Annotated in this window: 17 protein-coding genes and 1 riboswitch; of the genes, 9 read left to right on the top strand and 8 right to left on the bottom strand. The window is 71.8% G+C overall.

The window, feature by feature from the left end:
• Nucleotides 1-8 precede the first annotated feature (8 nt).
• Nucleotides 9-524, bottom strand: a complete 516-nt coding sequence (locus QRN56_RS05085) for a GNAT family N-acetyltransferase (RefSeq protein WP_285101684.1) — start codon at nucleotides 522-524, stop codon at nucleotides 9-11.
• 131 nt (nucleotides 525-655) lie between these two features.
• On the opposite strand from QRN56_RS05085, the gene QRN56_RS05080 reads away from it, so the two are divergent.
• Nucleotides 656-1,846: a cytochrome P450 family protein gene (locus QRN56_RS05080; RefSeq protein WP_285101683.1), complete on the top strand. Its 1,191-nt coding sequence runs from the start codon at nucleotides 656-658 to the stop codon at nucleotides 1,844-1,846.
• Nucleotides 1,847-1,900: 54 nt separating this feature from the next.
• Here QRN56_RS05080 and QRN56_RS05075 read toward each other — a convergent pair whose 3' ends face one another.
• Nucleotides 1,901-3,172 carry a cytochrome P450 family protein gene (locus tag QRN56_RS05075; RefSeq protein ID WP_285101682.1) on the bottom strand — a complete coding sequence of 424 codons (1,272 nt, stop codon included), beginning with the start codon at nucleotides 3,170-3,172 and terminating at the stop codon, nucleotides 1,901-1,903.
• A gap of 107 nt (nucleotides 3,173-3,279) precedes the next feature.
• Nucleotides 3,280-4,389, bottom strand: coding sequence for a DNA glycosylase AlkZ-like family protein (locus QRN56_RS05070; RefSeq protein WP_285101681.1), 1,110 nt, complete (start codon nucleotides 4,387-4,389; stop codon nucleotides 3,280-3,282).
• Between the two features lie 80 nt (nucleotides 4,390-4,469).
• Between QRN56_RS05070 and QRN56_RS05065 the strand changes: the two genes are divergently transcribed.
• From QRN56_RS05065 to QRN56_RS05050, 4 genes are all read left to right on the top strand, one after another.
• On the top strand, nucleotides 4,470-5,096 hold the full coding sequence (locus QRN56_RS05065) for a SigE family RNA polymerase sigma factor (protein ID WP_285101680.1): 627 nt from the start codon (nucleotides 4,470-4,472) through the stop codon (nucleotides 5,094-5,096).
• On the top strand, nucleotides 5,093-6,244 hold the full coding sequence (locus QRN56_RS05060) for a PASTA domain-containing protein (RefSeq protein ID WP_285101679.1): 1,152 nt from the start codon (nucleotides 5,093-5,095) through the stop codon (nucleotides 6,242-6,244). Before QRN56_RS05065 ends, QRN56_RS05060 begins: the two co-directional genes overlap by 4 nt.
• A 77-nt stretch (nucleotides 6,245-6,321) precedes the next feature.
• A complete protein-coding gene (locus QRN56_RS05055; RefSeq protein ID WP_285101678.1) occupies nucleotides 6,322-6,789 on the top strand; it encodes an SRPBCC family protein in 468 nt (155 codons plus the stop codon).
• A gap of 346 nt (nucleotides 6,790-7,135) precedes the next feature.
• Nucleotides 7,136-7,786, top strand: coding sequence for a C40 family peptidase (locus tag QRN56_RS05050; protein WP_285101677.1), 651 nt, complete (start codon nucleotides 7,136-7,138; stop codon nucleotides 7,784-7,786).
• Between the two features lie 129 nt (nucleotides 7,787-7,915).
• On the opposite strand, the gene QRN56_RS05045 is transcribed toward QRN56_RS05050, so the two are convergent.
• Both QRN56_RS05045 and QRN56_RS05040 read right to left on the bottom strand, forming a co-directional pair.
• Nucleotides 7,916-8,977, bottom strand: coding sequence for a S8 family serine peptidase (locus QRN56_RS05045; RefSeq protein WP_285101676.1), 1,062 nt, complete (start codon nucleotides 8,975-8,977; stop codon nucleotides 7,916-7,918).
• 139 nt (nucleotides 8,978-9,116) lie between these two features.
• The gene (locus QRN56_RS05040) at nucleotides 9,117-10,010 is read right to left on the bottom strand and encodes a hypothetical protein (protein ID WP_285101675.1); all 894 of its coding nucleotides are present in this window, start codon (nucleotides 10,008-10,010) and stop codon (nucleotides 9,117-9,119) included.
• Nucleotides 10,011-10,185: 175 nt separating this feature from the next.
• Nucleotides 10,186-10,368: riboswitch (cyclic di-AMP (ydaO/yuaA leader) on the top strand.
• A gap of 1 nt (nucleotide 10,369) precedes the next feature.
• Between QRN56_RS05040 and QRN56_RS05035 the strand changes: the two genes are divergently transcribed.
• A complete protein-coding gene (locus QRN56_RS05035; protein WP_285101674.1) occupies nucleotides 10,370-11,104 on the top strand; it encodes a C40 family peptidase in 735 nt (244 codons plus the stop codon).
• Nucleotides 11,105-11,249: 145 nt separating this feature from the next.
• On the opposite strand, the gene QRN56_RS05030 is transcribed toward QRN56_RS05035, so the two are convergent.
• Nucleotides 11,250-12,185 carry a hypothetical protein gene (locus QRN56_RS05030; RefSeq protein ID WP_285101673.1) on the bottom strand — a complete coding sequence of 312 codons (936 nt, stop codon included), beginning with the start codon at nucleotides 12,183-12,185 and terminating at the stop codon, nucleotides 11,250-11,252.
• A 5-nt stretch (nucleotides 12,186-12,190) separates the two neighbouring features.
• Nucleotides 12,191-12,457 carry a GlsB/YeaQ/YmgE family stress response membrane protein gene (locus QRN56_RS05025; protein ID WP_285101672.1) on the bottom strand — a complete coding sequence of 89 codons (267 nt, stop codon included), beginning with the start codon at nucleotides 12,455-12,457 and terminating at the stop codon, nucleotides 12,191-12,193.
• 210 nt (nucleotides 12,458-12,667) lie between these two features.
• Between QRN56_RS05025 and QRN56_RS05020 the strand changes: the two genes are divergently transcribed.
• Nucleotides 12,668-13,504, top strand: coding sequence for an ion transporter (locus QRN56_RS05020; protein WP_285101671.1), 837 nt, complete (start codon nucleotides 12,668-12,670; stop codon nucleotides 13,502-13,504).
• On the opposite strand, the gene QRN56_RS05015 is transcribed toward QRN56_RS05020, so the two are convergent.
• Nucleotides 13,501-15,483 (bottom strand): leucine--tRNA ligase, encoded by a 1,983-nt coding sequence (locus QRN56_RS05015; protein WP_285101670.1) that lies wholly within the window; start codon nucleotides 15,481-15,483, stop codon nucleotides 13,501-13,503. The genes QRN56_RS05020 and QRN56_RS05015 overlap by 4 nt on opposite strands.
• 605 nt (nucleotides 15,484-16,088) lie before the next feature.
• Here QRN56_RS05015 and QRN56_RS05010 point away from each other — a divergent pair.
• Both QRN56_RS05010 and QRN56_RS05005 read left to right on the top strand, forming a co-directional pair.
• The gene (locus QRN56_RS05010) at nucleotides 16,089-16,310 is read left to right on the top strand and encodes a hypothetical protein (RefSeq protein ID WP_285101669.1); all 222 of its coding nucleotides are present in this window, start codon (nucleotides 16,089-16,091) and stop codon (nucleotides 16,308-16,310) included.
• 7 nt (nucleotides 16,311-16,317) lie between these two features.
• The coding region (locus QRN56_RS05005) for a hypothetical protein (protein WP_285101668.1) at nucleotides 16,318-16,588 on the top strand (271 nt) is incomplete at its 3' end.

The raw sequence follows: 16,588 nt of genomic DNA, 5'->3' as shown, positions 1-16,588 counted from the left end.
GGTGACGGTCAGGGCAGCGTGATGGTGCCGACCAGGCCGCCGTCGTGCTCGACCACCTCGAAGCCGATGCGCTCCAGCGACCGCCGCGCCCGCGCGCTCGCCACCGTGCGCGCCACCAGCCGCCGGGCGTCCATGGTCCGCGCCGCCGCGAGCGCCCAGTAGGCCACCTCACCAGAGATGCCGTGCCCGCGGTACGACTCGCCGAGCCAGAGTCCGACCTCGCGCGCGCCCGGGTCGCCGTCGACCAGGGCGAGACGAGCCGCCCCGACGATCCGGCCCCGGGCCTTGACCGCCCAGGTGACCTCGGGGACGGGAGCGGTCCGGCTGAGCCGGCACCGCCGGTGGTAGTCGCGGAACGCGCCCTTGCGCAGCTCGGTCCACGTGGTGCGCGCCTCGTGGGCGGACTCACCGGAGGCGGGCGGCATCACCTCGCCGGGCTGAGCCTCGGCCACGGCCAGGGCGAGCAGGTCTTCGAGCACGTCCTCGCCCACCGGAACGAGGTCAACCATCATCTGTGATGTCACGTCGCGGATGATAGTCCGATTTCGTAGCAACCGATGCTACTGAAATATTCAACCACTTCCGGTATGGACAAAGCGGGCATCTCGGAAAAGACTGAGGCCACCGTTCCTGGACCTGATCTTGAGGAGTGCTCGTGGAGACCGTGGTACTTGACCCCGCCGGCGGCGCCGTGCTCGAAGAGGCCGCTCGCCTGCGCGCGACGGGCCCGGTCGCACGCGTCGTGCTGCCCGGCGGTGTGGAGGCGTGGACGGTGACCGACGTGGCGCTGCTCCGCCCCATGCTGGTCGACCCGCGGATCTCCAAGGACTCCCACCAGCACTGGACCGCTCTCGCCGACGGCGAGATCACCCCGCAGTGGCCGCTGTACACGTGGGTCACGAGCAAGTCGATGTTCAACTCCTACGGGGACGAGCACCGCCGGCTGCGCAAGTCGGTGGCACGCGCCTTCACCGCGCGGCGCACCCGGGAGATGCGGCCGAAGGTCGAGGCGGCGACCGCCGCGACGCTCGACCGGCTCGCCGTGGCGGGCGCCGACGGCGGGGTGGTGGACCTGCGCGAGCTGTTCGCCTACCCGATCCCGATCGAGGTGATCTGCGACCTGATCGGGGTGCCCGCGGAGGTGCGCGGTGACATGCGCCGGTGCGCCGACACCCTGATGGACACGAGCACGACGGCGGCCGAGGCCCTGGCGACCCAGATCGAGCTGGGCAAGCTCATCGCGGGGCTGGTCCAGGCCAAGCGCGAGGCACCCGGCGAGGACCTGACCAGCACGGTCGCCGAGGCGCTCACGGACGATGAGGCGGTCTCGACAGTACGGCTGATGCTGATCGCCGGCCACGAGACCACCGTGAACCTGCTGGCCTCGGCCACCCGCCTGCTGCTGACCCACCCCCGTGTGCTGGCCGCGGCCCGCGCGGGCGAGGTCTCCTGGTCGGCCGTGGTCGACGAGACCCTCCGGGTCGCGCCGCCGGTGGTCTACATCCCGCTGCGCTTCGCGGTCGAGGACCTGGAGCTCGGCGGCGTGCAGATCCGCAAGGGCGACCCGATCATCGCGGCGTTCGGCGCCCCGGGCCGGGACCCCGCCGTGCACCAGGAGCCCATGGTGTTCGACCCCGCGCGGGCGGACCGGACGCACCTCGCGTTCGGCGGCGGCGCCCACCACTGCCCCGGCGAGCCGCTGGCGCGGCTGGAGGCAGAGATCGCGCTCCCGGCGCTGTTCGAGCGCTTCCCCGACCTCCGGCTCGTCGAGCCGGACGGCGACCACGGGCAGGTGCCCGGCTTCGTGGCGAACGGCCCGGCCCGGCTGCCGGCGCGCCTGTCCTGACGCACGCCTGGCCTGACGGGCGGCCGGGCGTCGGACCTGACGCCCGGCCTGCCGTCACGCGTTGATGTCGCCGAACGCCGGGGCCCGCCGGTAGGTCACGGGCATCCGCTCGGGGTGCCGCACCCAGGGCGAGTGCGCCCAGGGCAGGCCCTCCTCCGGCACGTGCAGCTGCACGTCCATGTGCCGCAGGAGCTGGTCCACCGCGATGCGCGCGATCAGGCGGGCCTGACGCGGCGCCGGGCACGCGTGCGGTCCGGTGCCCCAGGACAGGTGGGCGCGGTTGCCCACCTCGTCCCACGGGTCGCTGGTGTGCACGGCCGGGTCGCCGTTCGCGGCGGCGATCGACAGCACCAGGGCGTCACCCTTGTTGATCAGCCGGCCACCCAGCTCGACGTCGTTGCGCGCGAACCGCAGCGCCGGGGACTGCGCGATCGGGGACTGGCGCCACAGCACCTCGTCGAGGGCGTCGTCCAGCCCGACCCGGCCACCGGTCACCCGGGAGGCGAGCTGCCGGTCGGACAGCCGCAGGTGCAGCGTCTGGGTGATCCACGCGGTGAGGAAGATCGCGGCGGCGTGCATCGGGACCACGGCCGTCGAGGCGATCTCGCCGTCGTGCGCGAAGTTCTGGTGGACCGCGAGGAAGGAGATCAGGTCCTGCCCGCCGTCCTGCCTGCGCTGCTGGATGTGCTGCAGGATCGTGCCCGCGACCCGGGCCTGCGCGGCGGCCACCTCGTCGCCGTCGGCCACCACCACCTTGGCGGAGTCGGCCATGAGCTGCGCGCCGGTCTCGAGGTCGAACCCGAGCAGCGTCGTCATCGCGAGGAAGCCCATGGGCTGACAGAACGCCCGGACCAGGTCGGTGGTGCCGCTCGGGCCCATCCGGTCGATGATCCGCCGGCACAGGTCGGTGATGCTGTCCCGGACCGTCCGCTCGTCGAGCGCCTCCAGGGCGTCGTCCAGCGGCTTGCGCAGCCGGCGGCGCTCCTCGCCGTCGTGGTGGAAGGACGACGGCCGAGGGTCGGCCGGCGCGAACGTCGCGATCGCCGTGCCGGGCGGCAGCAGGCCCTCGTAGTTCCACCGCCAGGTGCGCGGGTCCTTGGCGAAGGCGGCCTCGGAGCGCATCACGTGGCAGCTCTCCTGGTGGCCCATGACCAGCCACGCGGGCACCCCGGCCTCGATCTCGACCGGAGCGACAGCACCCCAGCGCGCCCGCAGCGCGTCGTACGCCGCCTGCGGGTCCGGGCTGCTGGTCAACGCCGTCAGGGACACCAGCCCCGTCAGACTCGTCAACGAGTCGGTCTCGTACCGAATTGTCCGCTGTGTCATGGCCGCCATCCGACCACAGGCACCGGCCGTCCGGAAGGTCCAGCCGGGTGCCCGCGCGGGTGGTTTTTCCTCCTGCCGAATCCGCCCCGGACGGTCCGCGCGTGCCGCTAGGCGGATCTGGCGTAGTCGACCCGACCCAGCCCGAGCCACGTCGCGAGGTGCTCGATCTCGGCGTGCACCGCGTCCATCGTGGCCCCGTCGAACGGCAGGTCCTCGTGCACCGCGAAGACGTTCAGCACGCCCTCCTTGCGGTCGGCCTTCGCGTCGAGCTTTCCCACGAACCGCTCGCCGTGCAGGATCGGCAGCGCGAAGTACCCCCAGCGCCGCTTCCCCTTCGGCTTGTACATCTCCAGCGTGTACTCGTAGCCGAACAGGTCGAGCAGCCGGGCGCGGTCGGCGGCGATCGCGTCGAACGGGGACAGCAGGGCGGTGCGCGGCTCGAACTCGTCGTCCACGTGGTCCAGCAGCTCCGGGTCCACCCGCCACTCGCCGTCGACGCCGTCGACCTCGACGACCTCGCCCGGCAGGTCGACCCACCACGCGCCGTCGCCCGAGCGGCCCTGCGCCCGCTCGCGCGCGATGCCCTCCGCGGCCAGCCTCCGGTCCACCCGCTCGCGCAGCGCGTCCGCGAGCGGCACCGCCTCGACCTGCGGATAGACCCGGCCGGCGAGATCCCACAGCCGCTGGCGGCCCTTGCGCCCCACCATCGCGAGCTTGCCCTGCATGTTCAGCGCCTCGAGCATCTCGGCCACGCTGCGCCGGCTGCTCCACCCCTCGGCACCCCAGGTGAACGGGACCCGGGCCGTGTCGGGCACGTCCTTGGCCAGCACCGGCCCCTCCGCCTCGACCAGCGCCAGCACCTCACGCTCGAACTCCGCGTTGTCGGCGAGCCACTGCCGCATGGTCTCGTTCTGCGGCCACTGCTCCATCTGTTCCAGGTACAGCGGCAGGTCGCCCATCGACCGCACGGTGCCGCGGAGCTGGAACAGCATGCGGTCCGTGATCGCGTCGTCGACCGCGCCCACCCAGTACTCGTTCCCGAGCCGCGACCAGGCGACGAGGTCCACGGCCGGGGCGACCGCCGACGTCGGGTCCACCGCGAGGAACGTGAGGTCCTCCACGAGGTGCACCAGGTCGACGGGCCGGTGGGCGTCGAGGAGCTGGGCGCGGAGCGCGATGCGGCGCGCCTGCTGCACGGTGAGCCGGTGGGTGGCCATGCCGCGAGGATACGGAAGCACACCGACAGCCACCCGCGCGCCCCGCTCAACCTTTCGCCGTGCCGAACCGTGAAGGAGACATGAGCATGCCAATGGTCGCGGGGCGCTCGAGCCCCGACCCGGTCCACGCCGCCGACGCCGCAGACGGCGGCGTCGCGGTCGACATCACGGTGGCGCGCGACAAGGAGGCCGAGTTCGCCTCCTTCATGGCGCGGTCCGCCCCCGCCCTCGCCCGCACCGCCTGGTTGCTGTGCGGGGACACGCACCAGGCCGAGGAGCTGGTGCAGCAGGCCCTGATGAAGACGTACCTGGCCTGGCCGAAGGCCCGTCAGGGCGAGCCGCTCGCCTATGCGCGGCGCGTGCTGGCGAACCTGCGGATCGACGGCTGGCGGCGCCGGCGCCGGGAGGTCCTCATGGCTTCCGACGCCGTGCCCGACCGGCCGGACGGCGCCGGGAACACCGCCGACCTGCACGCCGAGCGGGACCGCCTGGTCCGTGCGCTCCGGCTGCTCCCCACCAGGCAGCGCCGGATCGTCGTGCTCCGGCACCTCGAGGGCCTCCCCGAGCGTGAGGTCGCCGACGCGCTCGGCGTCACGGTCGGGACCGTGAAGTCCACCGCGTCCCGCGGCATCGTGCGCCTGCGCGAGATCCTGCAGGGCTTCGACGCGACCGATCGGCCCACCGACAACGAGAGGAGCGGGTCATGAACCCCGACGAGCAGTTCGCCGAGTCCCTGCGCGCCCAGGTCACCCGGGTCGCACCGAGGATCGACGTCGACGTCACGCGCGTAGTCCCCGCCGCACGACGGCGGCGGGCCGCCCGGGCGGGCGGCGTCACCCTGGCGCTCGGCCTGGCCCTCGGGGGCGGGGCCTGGGCGGCCACCACGCTGGAGCCCACCACGGTCGTGCCGGGAGGTTCGACGACGATGCCGGTCGAGCCGTCGCCGAGCCCGACCGGGCCACCCCTGACGTCGAGCGAGGGGGACCCCCTGCCCGAGACACCCAGCTACCCGGCCATGGAGCCCGTCATACCGCCGGACGGCTGGCGGGAGGCGACGTATTTCCACGTCGTGACCCGGGGCACACCGAGCCAGACGGGCGGCGAGTCCGGGCCCGAGGCACCGCTGGGCAGCGACCTCGGCAGCGAGAGCTGGTACGGCGAGGGCGTGAGCTTCGAGCTGACCGCCGGCGGACCCGCGCTGATGGCCCTCGGCGACCACATCAACCTCGAGGGGCATCTCCTCAGCTACACGTGGGCGGACATGGCCGCGTTGCCGACCGAGCCGGAACCCCTGCACGAGGCCCTCGTGGACAACTACGACGACGCGGATGCGCCTGCCAGCTGGACCGAGGAAGCGGTGCGCGACGCCGCGGCACGCCTGGCCACCCAGGCACCGGCGGAGCCGGAGCTGCGGGCCGCGGCGTGGGAGCTGCTCACGAGCCTGTCCGGCGTCGAGGTCGAGCAGGACGCCCGTGACTCGGAGGGCCGCCGAGGCACGGCGGCGACCTACCAGTACGCCGACGACGACAGGATGCGGACCGTGATCTACGACGAGCTGCGGAACCGACCACTCGAGACGCAGGACACGAAGCACGGTATGGACATCTACCTCACGACCGAGTTCACCGACCTCCCCGACGAGATCGCGGACGGCGTCATCGAGGTTCCCGACCTCACCGCGATGACCCGTGAGGACGCCGAGGTGGCCTGCCTGCAGAAGCACCTGGCATGCACCTTCGAGGAAGCTGCGTCCGACACCGTCCCCGAGGGGACAGTCATCTCGTCCGACCCCGCGGGGAGTGCGCTCGTCAGCTGGGGTGCCCCGGTCACGGTCGAGCTCTCCACCGGCCCCTGACCCGCCCCTCACCCGGAGGTCCGCCACGGGCCCCGGGCTGCGCCGGATGCTCCCGAGCCCGGCGTAGCCTGGGGCCCGTGGCTCACGCCTACCGCACAGGCGCCAGGATCGAGGCGCCCGCCGACGTCGTCTGGCAGATCCTGTCCGACGTCGAGCGCATGCCCGCGTGGACCACCGCCATGAGCCGCGTGACGCTGCTCGGCCCGGAGACAGCGCTCGTCGTGGGCTCCCGGGTCGAGATCGACCAGCCCGGTCTGCCGGCCGCGACCTGGGAGGTGGACGGCCTCGCCGAGGGGCAGGGCTTCTCCTGGTCGAGCAGCTCCACCCCCGGCGTCCGGACCGGGATCGCGCACCGGATCACGCCGCAGGCCGCTGCCGCGCCGAGCGCGGACGCCGCGTGCGAGGTCACGACGGCCGTGGCCCGGAGCGGGATGCTGGCCGGGCTGACCGACCTGGCAGGGGGTCCGAGAGCCCGCGAGCTGGCCGACACCCTGCTGGCCGACCTCAAGGCCGAGGCGGAGCTCCGGGTGCGGGACAAGGGCTGACACGCCGCCGGAGAGCGGCGTGTCGCAACATTTCCCCCGCTGTTTCCTCATACCCGTCAGGACCGCATTTCGGCGTTAAAAACAACCCTTACGCTGGGAAAAGGCATCTGGTCGAAAAGTTACGCGCGTTTCGGACAGTCCGATACTTCACGACAACTGTTATCTGATCGAGACAAGGTCGATACCCGTATGTAGCGTCGGTTTCGCTGCGCCACCGGAGGCACAGCCGCGGGCCCCATTCCCCAGACCGGTACGGGCCCGCGCAACCGGCGACTGGAGAACTTCGGTGAGTACCACCGTCCGACGCGGTCGACACCGCGCCGATCACGCTCCTAGCACTCACTTCATGTCCGTGACACGCACCGCAGCACGTTCCGGCGCAGTGATCGCGGCATCATCCGGACTTCTCGCCACGGCGTTCGCACCCAGCGCACACGCGATCGCGGGAGACGGTTCGAACCGACTGGCCAAGGACGTCGCGACGGCACCAGCGGTGCAGGTCGCGAACGACGCGAGGCTCAACATCGAGAGCAAGGCCGTCAAGGTCACCCCCGCTCCCGAGCCCGAGCCGGAGCCGGTCGTGGAGACCACCACAGAGCAGGTGACCGCGACGACCGCGGCCGCCGAAGCCGAGCCGGCCACCCCGGACTACGCGTCCGACGGTTCCATCGGAGCCCAGGCCGTCTCGATCGCGATGCAGTACATCGGCATCGCCTACGCGTACGGCGGCAGCTCGCCCGCCACCGGGTTCGACTGCTCGGGCCTGGTCAAGTACGTGTACGCGCAGCTCGGCGTCGAGCTGCCCCACTCCTCGTCGTCGATGGTGGCCACCGGGTACCAGGTGTCGTCGCCGATCCCGGGCGACATCGTGTGGACCCAGGGGCACGTGTCCCTCTACGCCGGCGGCGGCATGGTGGTCGAGGCCGCCAACTACGGAAGTCCTGTGCGCTACACCGAGCAGTGGCAGGACTACGCGGTCTACATCCGCCCGTACTGATCCGCACCGGCAACCCGTCAACAACCAGAGCGAAGGAGCACCGCGGCGCGCGCCGCGGTGCTCCTTCGCGCTCGTCCCGGCGGTCGCGACCGACGTCGGTACGCGAGCGGCGCCACTCCGCGAGCGGCGTCAGTACGCGACCGCCGCGGCCGCGTCGACGACGCCGTACCCGTACAGCGGCGACCACAGCCCCGTGAGACCCAGCAGCGGGTCGTGAGCCGTGCGGAGGATGGCGCTCTCCACGTCGTCGACCGAGCGCCCCTGCGCGAACAGGAGCGCCGCGACCCCGGCCACGTGCGGCGTCGCCATCGACGTGCCCGCGTAGGAGTCGTAGCTGCCGCCCGAGCAGGTGTCGGAACCCGTGCCCACGGGAACCGTCGACCAGACGTCGCCGTCGCAGCCGGTCAGCCCGCCCGACCCGCCGGGCGCCGAGACGCTCTTCAGGTCCAGCTTGACCGGCAGCTCCGAGTAGTAGGAGTGGAGCCCGGCCGAGTCGGTGGCCCCGACGCAGATCGCGACGCTGGTGAACGCCGGGTCGCTGCAGAGCGGGGTCGACGAGTTGCCAGCCGCCGCCACCGTGAGCACACCGCGCTCACGCGCGTACGCGATGGCGTCCCGCATCAGGGTGTCGACGCCGATGATCGTCAGCAGCTGCCCACCCAGGCCGGAGCCCAGGGAGAGGTTGATGACGTCGGCACCGTGGTCGGCCGCCCAGCGGATGCCGTCCGCGATGTCCTGCGACGAGCCAGACCCGGCCTCGAGCACCTTGACCGGGAGGATCCTGGCGTCCGGCGCCACGCCCGCGACGCCGATGCCGTTGTCCGTCGCGGCGGCGACGATGCCTGCCACGTGCGTCCCGTGCTCGTCGCCGTCGTTGGTGCCGTCGGGCCCCCTGAAGTCCCCTTCGCCGCACGGACGGACGTCCGCGCAGCCCGTGAAGGTGGCGCCCGGCAGGAGCTGCCCCGCCAGGTCGGGCTGGTCGAAGTCGACTCCTGTGTCGACGACGGCCACCACCACGCCCTCGCCGGTGCTGGCCGGCCAGGCCGCCTCGGCGTTGATCTGGTCCAGGCCCCACTGCCTGTCCCGGAGGGGATCGTTGGTCGCGGCCTGCGCGCCCGGCGCGACCGCGACCAGCGTCGCCACGACGAGCGCCGCGGAGGTGGCGGCGCCGACGAGTGACTTCCTGTTCATATATGCCCCCATTATTCGCACAGGGGCTGATTACCCCTGAACTGGGGCAAACCTAGGGCGACTGAGTCGACGCCGAACAGGCCTCACGCCCGGATGGGGGTGAAATTTACACAATCGCAATCAGTAAGGGCACGGGATGTCAGGCCCAGGCCTCGGAGAGCTCGCTCTCGTCATCGGCTTCCCTGGACAGCCGGAGCGCGGCGATGGCCGCACCGAGCAGCAGGGCGACCACCCAGGCCCCGAGCTGGTGCCCGTCGGGAACGATCGCGGCGGAGGCGATCTTGCCCGCGGCGAGGGCCACGGCGGACATCGGGTCCTCGGTGAGCGCCGAGCCCGGCCAGATGTTCTCCTGCACCGCCAGCAGGGCGGGTCCAGCCGCCTGCAGCACCCACACGGCGCCGGCGGCGGGCAGCCAGCCGAGCAGCTCCATCGGCTTGCTGTCCACGGTGAGGCCGAACGCGATACCGAGCGCCAGGGCGAGCACCCACCACGTGCCCGTGGGGGACACCGCGTTGCCGGGCACGAAGCCCCAGAACCAGCCGTCGAGGAGCACCACCGGCAGGGCGAGGGCGACACCGCGCAGAGCGGCCGGCCCGAGGCCCGCCAGGAGCCCGGCCGCGAGGCCGACGATCCCGGCGGCGCAGGTCACCACGAGCATGCCGAGCGGCATGGCGTCACCCGGGACCGTCTCGCGGGCCGCGAGCCACCAGGAGGCGCCACCTGCTCCGGCCATCGCGAGCAGGGTGCCGCCGATCGCGGCGGCGGCGCCCGCCCCGGCCGAGGCGGCAAGGCGGGCGGTGGTCCCGGCGAGCACGCCACCGAGCAGCGCCATGACGACGAGGCCGACCACCGCGCCGTCGGCCGTGAAGGGCAGCGGCAGGATGCCCGCCTGGGCGGCGTCAGAAGCGTCCGCGATGCCGGTGACCTGGTACGACAGCTGCGCGAGCCAGGGCAGGAATCCGCAGATCCACCAGACGATCGCACTGATGGGAAACACCCACCAGGCGGAGATACGGGAGTGCGATTCGCCCATGCCGCCGAACGGTAGCGGATGTGTGATGTCGGTCATAACCCCTGAAGCCCGGAACGGCGCAAATCTGCGCCTTCGTTGGGTCAGACCGTAATGCGTAACCCGATCGTGACTTTTTCCGTGAACGTGTGTACTTTGACTTCTGCTCCACCGCACGGTGGAGTCGCGAGCCGGACGCCGAGTCCTGTCACCGGTTCGTGACCAGACGTTCAAGACAGGAGCGGGGGACCCATTCCCGGGCGACAGCAGGATCGTCGTCCTCGGGGTGAAGCCGGACGGAAACCCCCCAGTAGCCGTGCGGCCGGGTTGTACTCCTACCCGAACCCGACAGCTGACCTCGCAGGCGGTACAGGAGACATTAGGTGACGAACTCCCTCCGCGGACGGCATCGTGACAGCCGCCCGGCCCAGACACCGCTGACCATCCTCGCCCGTACCGCCACCGAGAACGCCGGCACAGTTGCCCGCCGCGGCGCGATCGCCGCAGCCGCCGGTGGCGTCCTGATCTCCACCATCGCGACGACGGCCCACGCGGCCCCGGCGATGGACCTGAAGACCGACGTCAAGACCGCGAAGCTCAACTCGGTCGACCTCAACTCCCTCACCGCGGTGGCCAAGCAGTCCGTCGCCGCCGCCCCCACCGTGACCGTCCCGGCCGACGCGAAGATGCCGATCGAGATGGAAGCCCTGGGCACCTCCACGGGCGCCGACGGCGAGAAGGGCGAGGGCCCCGCCGTCGTCTCGGTCGACGCGCCGGACCCCGTGCCGGTCGGCCAGCAGGCCGTCAACATCGCCTTCAACTACCTGGGCATCACCTACGTGCTGGGCGGTAACTCGCCGTCGGAGGGCATGGACTGCTCGGGCCTGATCCAGTACGTGTACGCGCAGCTCGGCGTCTCCCTGCCGCACTCCTCGAGCGCGATGCTCAGCTCCGGCTACCAGGTCACGTACCCCGAGCCGGGCGACATCGTCTGGACGCCCGGCCACGTGGCCCTCTACGCCGGCAACGGCATGATCATCGAGGCCTGGGCCGCCGGCATGCCGGTCCGCTACACCGAGATGTGGCAGAACAGCCCGACCTTCATCCGGGTCGTCTGAGCCGGAGCCGCAGGCTCAGACGACAAAAAGGCAGAGTCTGAGCCGCTGGCCTGGACAGCCGCAACACCAGAGTCTCGCGAGGCGCCGCCTCCGCGCCGGGTATCCGGCAGCGGACGCGGCGCCTCTCGCGTACCCGGCCCCGGGGCTACTCCGGCCAGTCGCAGCTGTCCGCGATGAAGGCGAACAGGTCGGCGCGCGCCGAGTCCGGCATGGGCACGTAGATCACGTGCTGCGCCACCCCGTCGACGCTCGCCGACACGGGCAGGAACGTCCCGCGCTTGTCCTCGCCCACGGCGTGGGCGTCGCAGCGGGCGGGCACCACGGACAGGGTGACGCTGCCGGAACGCTGCCCGTCGAGCGCGGAGCCGGTCCAGCCGGTCTCTTCGCCGTCCGGGTCGGGGTTGTTCATGATCGTGGTCCCGGCGATCCGGTCGATCGTGACCTCGGGCCCGCCGTCCACCGGATCGATCCGCAGCGTGACCAGGGCGGTCAGCTCGCCGTCGCGCGTCTCGACGGGGATGTCCGCGTCGACGGCGAGGCTCGCGCCCGCGGCTACCGCGGCCGTGGCACAGTCCACCGCGTGGTTCCGCGCGAGATGCCCGCCTGGATCGCCCACCTCCTCGACGACGAGGTCGCTGGCCGGCCCGAGCTCGTCGAACTCGCCCAGAGCCAGCGTGATCGTCGCCGACGGCGCGGCGTCCGGCACCGGCTCCTCCGGGCCCGCCGGGAAGCCGGCGCACTCCGCCTCGCCCAGCTCGACATAGACGTCCCGCGTGGTGCCGGGCCGCAGCGCCGGGGTGCGGTTCTCCTTGGTGGGGTGGGTGGGCCCGAAGCCGTCCGCGTCCAGGGCCCCCGACACCAACGTCATCGTCTCGTCCGAGTCGTTGGTGACCGCGAGGACGATCTCGCGGGCGGCGTACTGCGTGCGCCCTTGGTCCACCTGGACGCTGAGGTGGTCGGCGATGTCGTCGGGCACGGGCCCCAGGGTCGACGACGGCGCGGGCGCGCCCGAACATGCGACAGCGGCCGCCCCGACCAGCGACGTCAGGAGGACGACGAGGGCGGTGCGGCCGCGGGCCACAGCGGTCAGGCGGTCTTGCGCCGGCCGAAGATCGCCTGGGCGATCAGGATGACGATGATCGCGCCGATCACCGCGAAGAGCCAGGTCGACCAGGACCAGAACTCGCTGAAGCTGACGTTGAAGATGAGGCCGCCCAGCCAGCCGCCGAGCATGGCGCCGAGCACGCCGAGAAGCAAGGTGACCCAGAAACCGCCCGGCTGCTTGCCCGGGATGACGATGCGTGCGATGACACCGGCGATCAGTCCGAGGATGAGAAAGGCCCAGTTGCCCATGGCATTTTCCTCCAGTCGTGTGGCTTGCTTGTGCTCTACTCCAGCACTGATTTGGTTCAGTTGCCACCGGACCCGCCGATCAGTCCCATATCGGGACATTGCGCCCGGACAAGTCTGGACACACCGCCGCGCTAAGGTTCGCCCGGGCAAGGGGCCCTGAGGCAAGGCCGGGGCGTGGGCTCCGGGCACGCGAAAGTGGAGGAACACTCGATGAACCAGGAGATCGGCACACGGGCCGCACCGCGGACCGGACGAGAGCGACTGCGTGCCTTTCTCGACCAGAGGTGGGTCACCAACCTCGTGCTCGGGGTGATCCTGGCGAACGCCCTGGTCCTGGGCGCCGAGACCATGGTCCATGGCGAGGCGTTCGAGGTCCTGCAGAACATCGACCACGTCATGCTCGGCTTCTTCGTGCTGGAGCTGCTCCTGCGCCTGATCGCCTACGGCTGGCGCTTCTTCCGCGACCCGTGGAACGTGTTCGACCTGCTCGTGGTGGGTGTCGCCGTGCTCCCGGCCACCGAGTCCCTGTCCGCACTGCGCGCCCTGCGGGTGCTGCGCGTGCTGCGGGTCATCTCGGCGGTGCCCGCGCTGCGCCGCGTCGTCGACGGCCTGCTGCGGGCAGTGCCCGGGATGGGCGCCGTGGGCGCGCTGCTGGTGCTGGTCATGTACGTGTCGGCGGTCATCGCGACCGGCCTGTTCGGCAAGACGTCCCCCGAGTACTTCGGCAGCCTGTGGACGTCCCTGTTCACGCTCTTCCAGGCCATGACGGGCGAGGCCTGGCCCGACATCGCGCGCTCGGTGATGGAGACCCATCCCGCCGCGTGGATCTTCTTCGTGCTGTACATCCTGGTGGTCAGCTTCGCGGTGCTGAACCTGTTCATCGCCGTCATCGTCAACGGCATGGAGGAGATCTCCGAGGAGGAGCGCAAGGACGACGAGCAGAAGGACGAGCGGCTCGACGCCCTGGCCGAGCAGAACCGCGAGATCCTCGTCGAGCTCCGCGCCCTGCGCGCGAAGCTCGACGAGAACGACGGCGCGGCCGCCTAACCGGGAGTCACGTCGGATGTGACGTCGGGTCCGGTCACGACGTTGACCAGGTGCGGCGGGCGGACCACGACCCGCCGCACCGGCCGTCCGCCCACGGCACGCGTGACCGCCGGCCGGGCCAGCGCGGCTCGCTCCAGCTCGGCCGGCACGACGTCCGCCGGGACCGCCATCCGGTCCCGCACCCTGCCGTCCACCTGGACCACCGCCTCGGCCTCGGACACCACCAGGTACGCCGGGTCCACCTCGGGCCACGGCTGTGCCGCGACCGGCGTCGTACGCCCCAGCCGCTCCCACAGCTCCTGGGCGGTGAACGGAGCGAACAGGCTCAGCAGGACCGCGACGGCGGAGATGGCCTCGCGGTAGATCGCCGTGCCGTCGTGCGTCCCGCCGTCGTCCGCCCCGCCGTCGTCCGCCCCGCCGGCCGGCGACGACGCCCGCCGCACCTCACCCACCAGCTGCATCAGGCGCGCGATCGCGACGTTGAACCGCCCGGCCTCGACCAGGGTGTCGACGTCGTGCACGGTCCGGTGCACCGTGCGGCGCAGGGCGTCCGACGCGCGGACGCCCGGCCCGCCCGAACCTGGCGCGCCCGACTCGGACCCCGCCGGAGCCAGCCGCAGCACGCGAGCCAGGAACGTGCGCATCGCCCCGGGTGAGACGTCCGCCCAGTCGACGTCGTCCTCCGGTGGCCCGGAAAACAGCATCGCCAGCCGGACGGCGTCGACGCCGTGCCGGTCCAGCTCGGCCGCCAGGTCCACGCCGTTGCCCAGCGACTTGCTCATCGCGCGGCCGTGGTTGACCACCTGCCCCTGGTTCATCAGGCGGGCGTACGGCTCGGGCGACGGCACCAGGCCCATGTCGTACAGCACCTTGGTGACGAACCGCGCGTACAGCAGGTGCATCGTCGCGTGCTCGACACCGCCCACGTACAGCGCGGCGGGCATCCAGCGGGCGGCGTCCTCGGGCCGGAACGGCCCGCCGTCGTACTCGGGCGACAGGTACCGCAGGAAGTACCAGGACGAGTCCACGAACGTGTCCATCGTGTCCGTGTCCCGCTCGGCCGGGCCGCCGCACCGCGGGCAGGTGGTCTCCACCCAGTCGCGGGCGGCGGCCAGGGGCGAGACGTCGCCCGGGGCCAGGCGGTCCCCCTCCAGGTGCGGCAGCTCGACGGGCAGCCGGTCGTCCGGCACCAGCACCTCCCCGCAGGCCGGGCAGTGCACCACCGGGATCGGGGCGCCCCAGTAGCGCTGCCGGGAGACCAGCCAGTCGTGCAGGCGGTAGGTCGTCGCTCCCTCCGGTCCCGCGGAGCGGCCGATCCAGTTGCGCTGCATCGTCAGGACGTGGGCGGGCCAGCCGGGCTCCAGCAGGGTCATGTCGTCCAGCAGCCGGTCCGCGTACGCGGTGATCCGGAAGAACCACTGCGTCAGGCTGCGCGCGACGACGGCGGTACCGCAGCGCTCGCACGCGCCGTCGACCACCTGCTCGTTCGCCAGGACCGTGCGGTCGTGCGGGCACCAGTTCACCTCCGCCTCGGCACGGTAGGCCAGACCCCGCTCGTGCAGGCGGGCGAACAGCCACTGCGTCCAGCGGTAGTAGCCCGGCTCGTGGGTGTGCAGCCGCCGCGACCAGTCGAACGAGACGCCGTAGCGCTCGATCGACGCCGCCTGGGTCGCGATGTTGGCCTCCGTGAACACGGCGGGGTGCTCGCCACGGCGGATCGCCGCGTTCTCGGCCGGCAGGCCGAACGAGTCCCAGCCCACCGGGTTCAGCACGTCGAAGCCCTTGGCGCGCCAGTACCGCGCCACGACGTCGGTGATCGCGAACACCTCGGCGTGACCCATGTGCAGGTCCCCCGAGGGGTACGGGAACATCGTCAGCAGGTAGCGGCGGGGCCGTGCGCCGTCGTCGGACGCCGCGAACGGGTGGGCCGCAGGCGGACCGTCGCCGGCAGGTTCGGGGGTGGTGCGCTGCTCGCTCATCGTTCTCGCTCTCCGGTGCGTCGATCGGGTCCGGGCACGAAAAAGCCCCTCGCAAGGAGGGGCGGCCGCACCGGTCGTGCCCGATCGAGGGCGAGTCCGGTGCGGCTACATAAGCAGCGAGCGTGCCGTGCGCATGCCTCCACCGTACGCGGGCCGGCCGAGCCGGGTAAAGGACGTTCGGCGTGCCCCGCCCACGGCGAGGGCCGCGCGGGGACACGAGCGCCGGTTCGGTCCGCCGCCAGCGAGGTCCGAGCCGGCGCTCGCGCCGGAGAGCGGGAGATCGTGGCTCGGCGTGCCCCCAGCGCACTCCGAACCACGGTCTCCCACCCGACGCGCCGGAGCTCGGCCCGCCCCCAGCGAGGTCCGAACTTCGTCCGCGTCGCAGCTAAGACGCGGGCACGTCCCGGATGTCACAGCACTTTTCGATGCATTCACATGTGGCCTGGATCACAGGCCTACCGGATGAAAAGAGATCGTGCGCGCCGAACGGTGCCCTGGGCACCCATATCGGACCCCGACATCGGTCCGAACCGGACGTCACAGAACAATCCGAAGAAATTTCCAGAAGTGCTGTGACATCCGGGCAGCTCGCGCGTCTGGGCTGCATGGAACACACCGAGCACCCCGAACTCGTTCGTCTGGGCGCCCAGTACCTGCGCGCGTACGCGGAGGGCGATGCCGTCAACCTCTATCGCCTGGCCGACGCGTGGGGAGCGAGCGACCTGATCGCCGCCACCTGCGAGGTCGCGCTCGCGATCATCCACGCGACCGCCGGACCGCAGGGCCTCGACGCCGTATCGACCACGTTCGCGACCACCCGGAGGTGAGCACCTGATGGAGACGACCAGACCCGCGCCCGAGACCCCGCCCGGGGCCATGTCGGAGGCCGTGCCGGCCGCGCCCCCCAGCGGCGCCGCCACGCCGTCCGATCACGCCGGAAAGTTGCACAAACGTGCATCTGTGGTGCGATCATTGCCGAGCGAGTCGAAACCGGACACTATGCGCAGAGGGGAGCAGGTTCGCGTGACGACCACAGGTGACCTGCGGATTGACGACTGGGTGGTGCACCGGCCCAACGTCGTGCGCTCCGTCGCAGCACGCGTAC

The organism is Promicromonospora sp. MEB111 (assembly GCF_030209445.1).
In the GTDB taxonomy this organism is placed as follows: Bacteria; Actinomycetota; Actinomycetes; order Actinomycetales; family Cellulomonadaceae; genus Promicromonospora.
Note: the sequence above shows the minus strand (reverse complement) of the source record. Positions and strands in the feature narration are given on the sequence as shown.

What these genes read in the sequence shown, in the direction of transcription:
- QRN56_RS05010 (WP_285101669.1), top strand. Translation starts at nt 16,089, where the DNA reads ATGGAACACACCGAGCACCCCGAACTCGTTCGTCTGGGCGCCCAGTAC.
- QRN56_RS05040 (WP_285101675.1), bottom strand. Translation starts at nt 10,010, where the DNA reads ATGGGCGAATCGCACTCCCGTATCTCCGCCTGGTGGGTGTTTCCCATC.
- QRN56_RS05070 (WP_285101681.1), bottom strand. Translation starts at nt 4,389, where the DNA reads ATGGCCACCCACCGGCTCACCGTGCAGCAGGCGCGCCGCATCGCGCTC.
- QRN56_RS05050 (WP_285101677.1), top strand. Translation starts at nt 7,136, where the DNA reads ATGTCCGTGACACGCACCGCAGCACGTTCCGGCGCAGTGATCGCGGCA.
- QRN56_RS05015 (WP_285101670.1), bottom strand. Translation starts at nt 15,483, where the DNA reads ATGAGCGAGCAGCGCACCACCCCCGAACCTGCCGGCGACGGTCCGCCT.
- QRN56_RS05065 (WP_285101680.1), top strand. Translation starts at nt 4,470, where the DNA reads ATGAGCATGCCAATGGTCGCGGGGCGCTCGAGCCCCGACCCGGTCCAC.
- QRN56_RS05025 (WP_285101672.1), bottom strand. Translation starts at nt 12,457, where the DNA reads ATGGGCAACTGGGCCTTTCTCATCCTCGGACTGATCGCCGGTGTCATC.
- QRN56_RS05020 (WP_285101671.1), top strand. Translation starts at nt 12,668, where the DNA reads ATGAACCAGGAGATCGGCACACGGGCCGCACCGCGGACCGGACGAGAG.
- QRN56_RS05060 (WP_285101679.1), top strand. Translation starts at nt 5,093, where the DNA reads ATGAACCCCGACGAGCAGTTCGCCGAGTCCCTGCGCGCCCAGGTCACC.
- QRN56_RS05075 (WP_285101682.1), bottom strand. Translation starts at nt 3,172, where the DNA reads ATGACACAGCGGACAATTCGGTACGAGACCGACTCGTTGACGAGTCTG.
- QRN56_RS05045 (WP_285101676.1), bottom strand. Translation starts at nt 8,977, where the DNA reads ATGAACAGGAAGTCACTCGTCGGCGCCGCCACCTCCGCGGCGCTCGTC.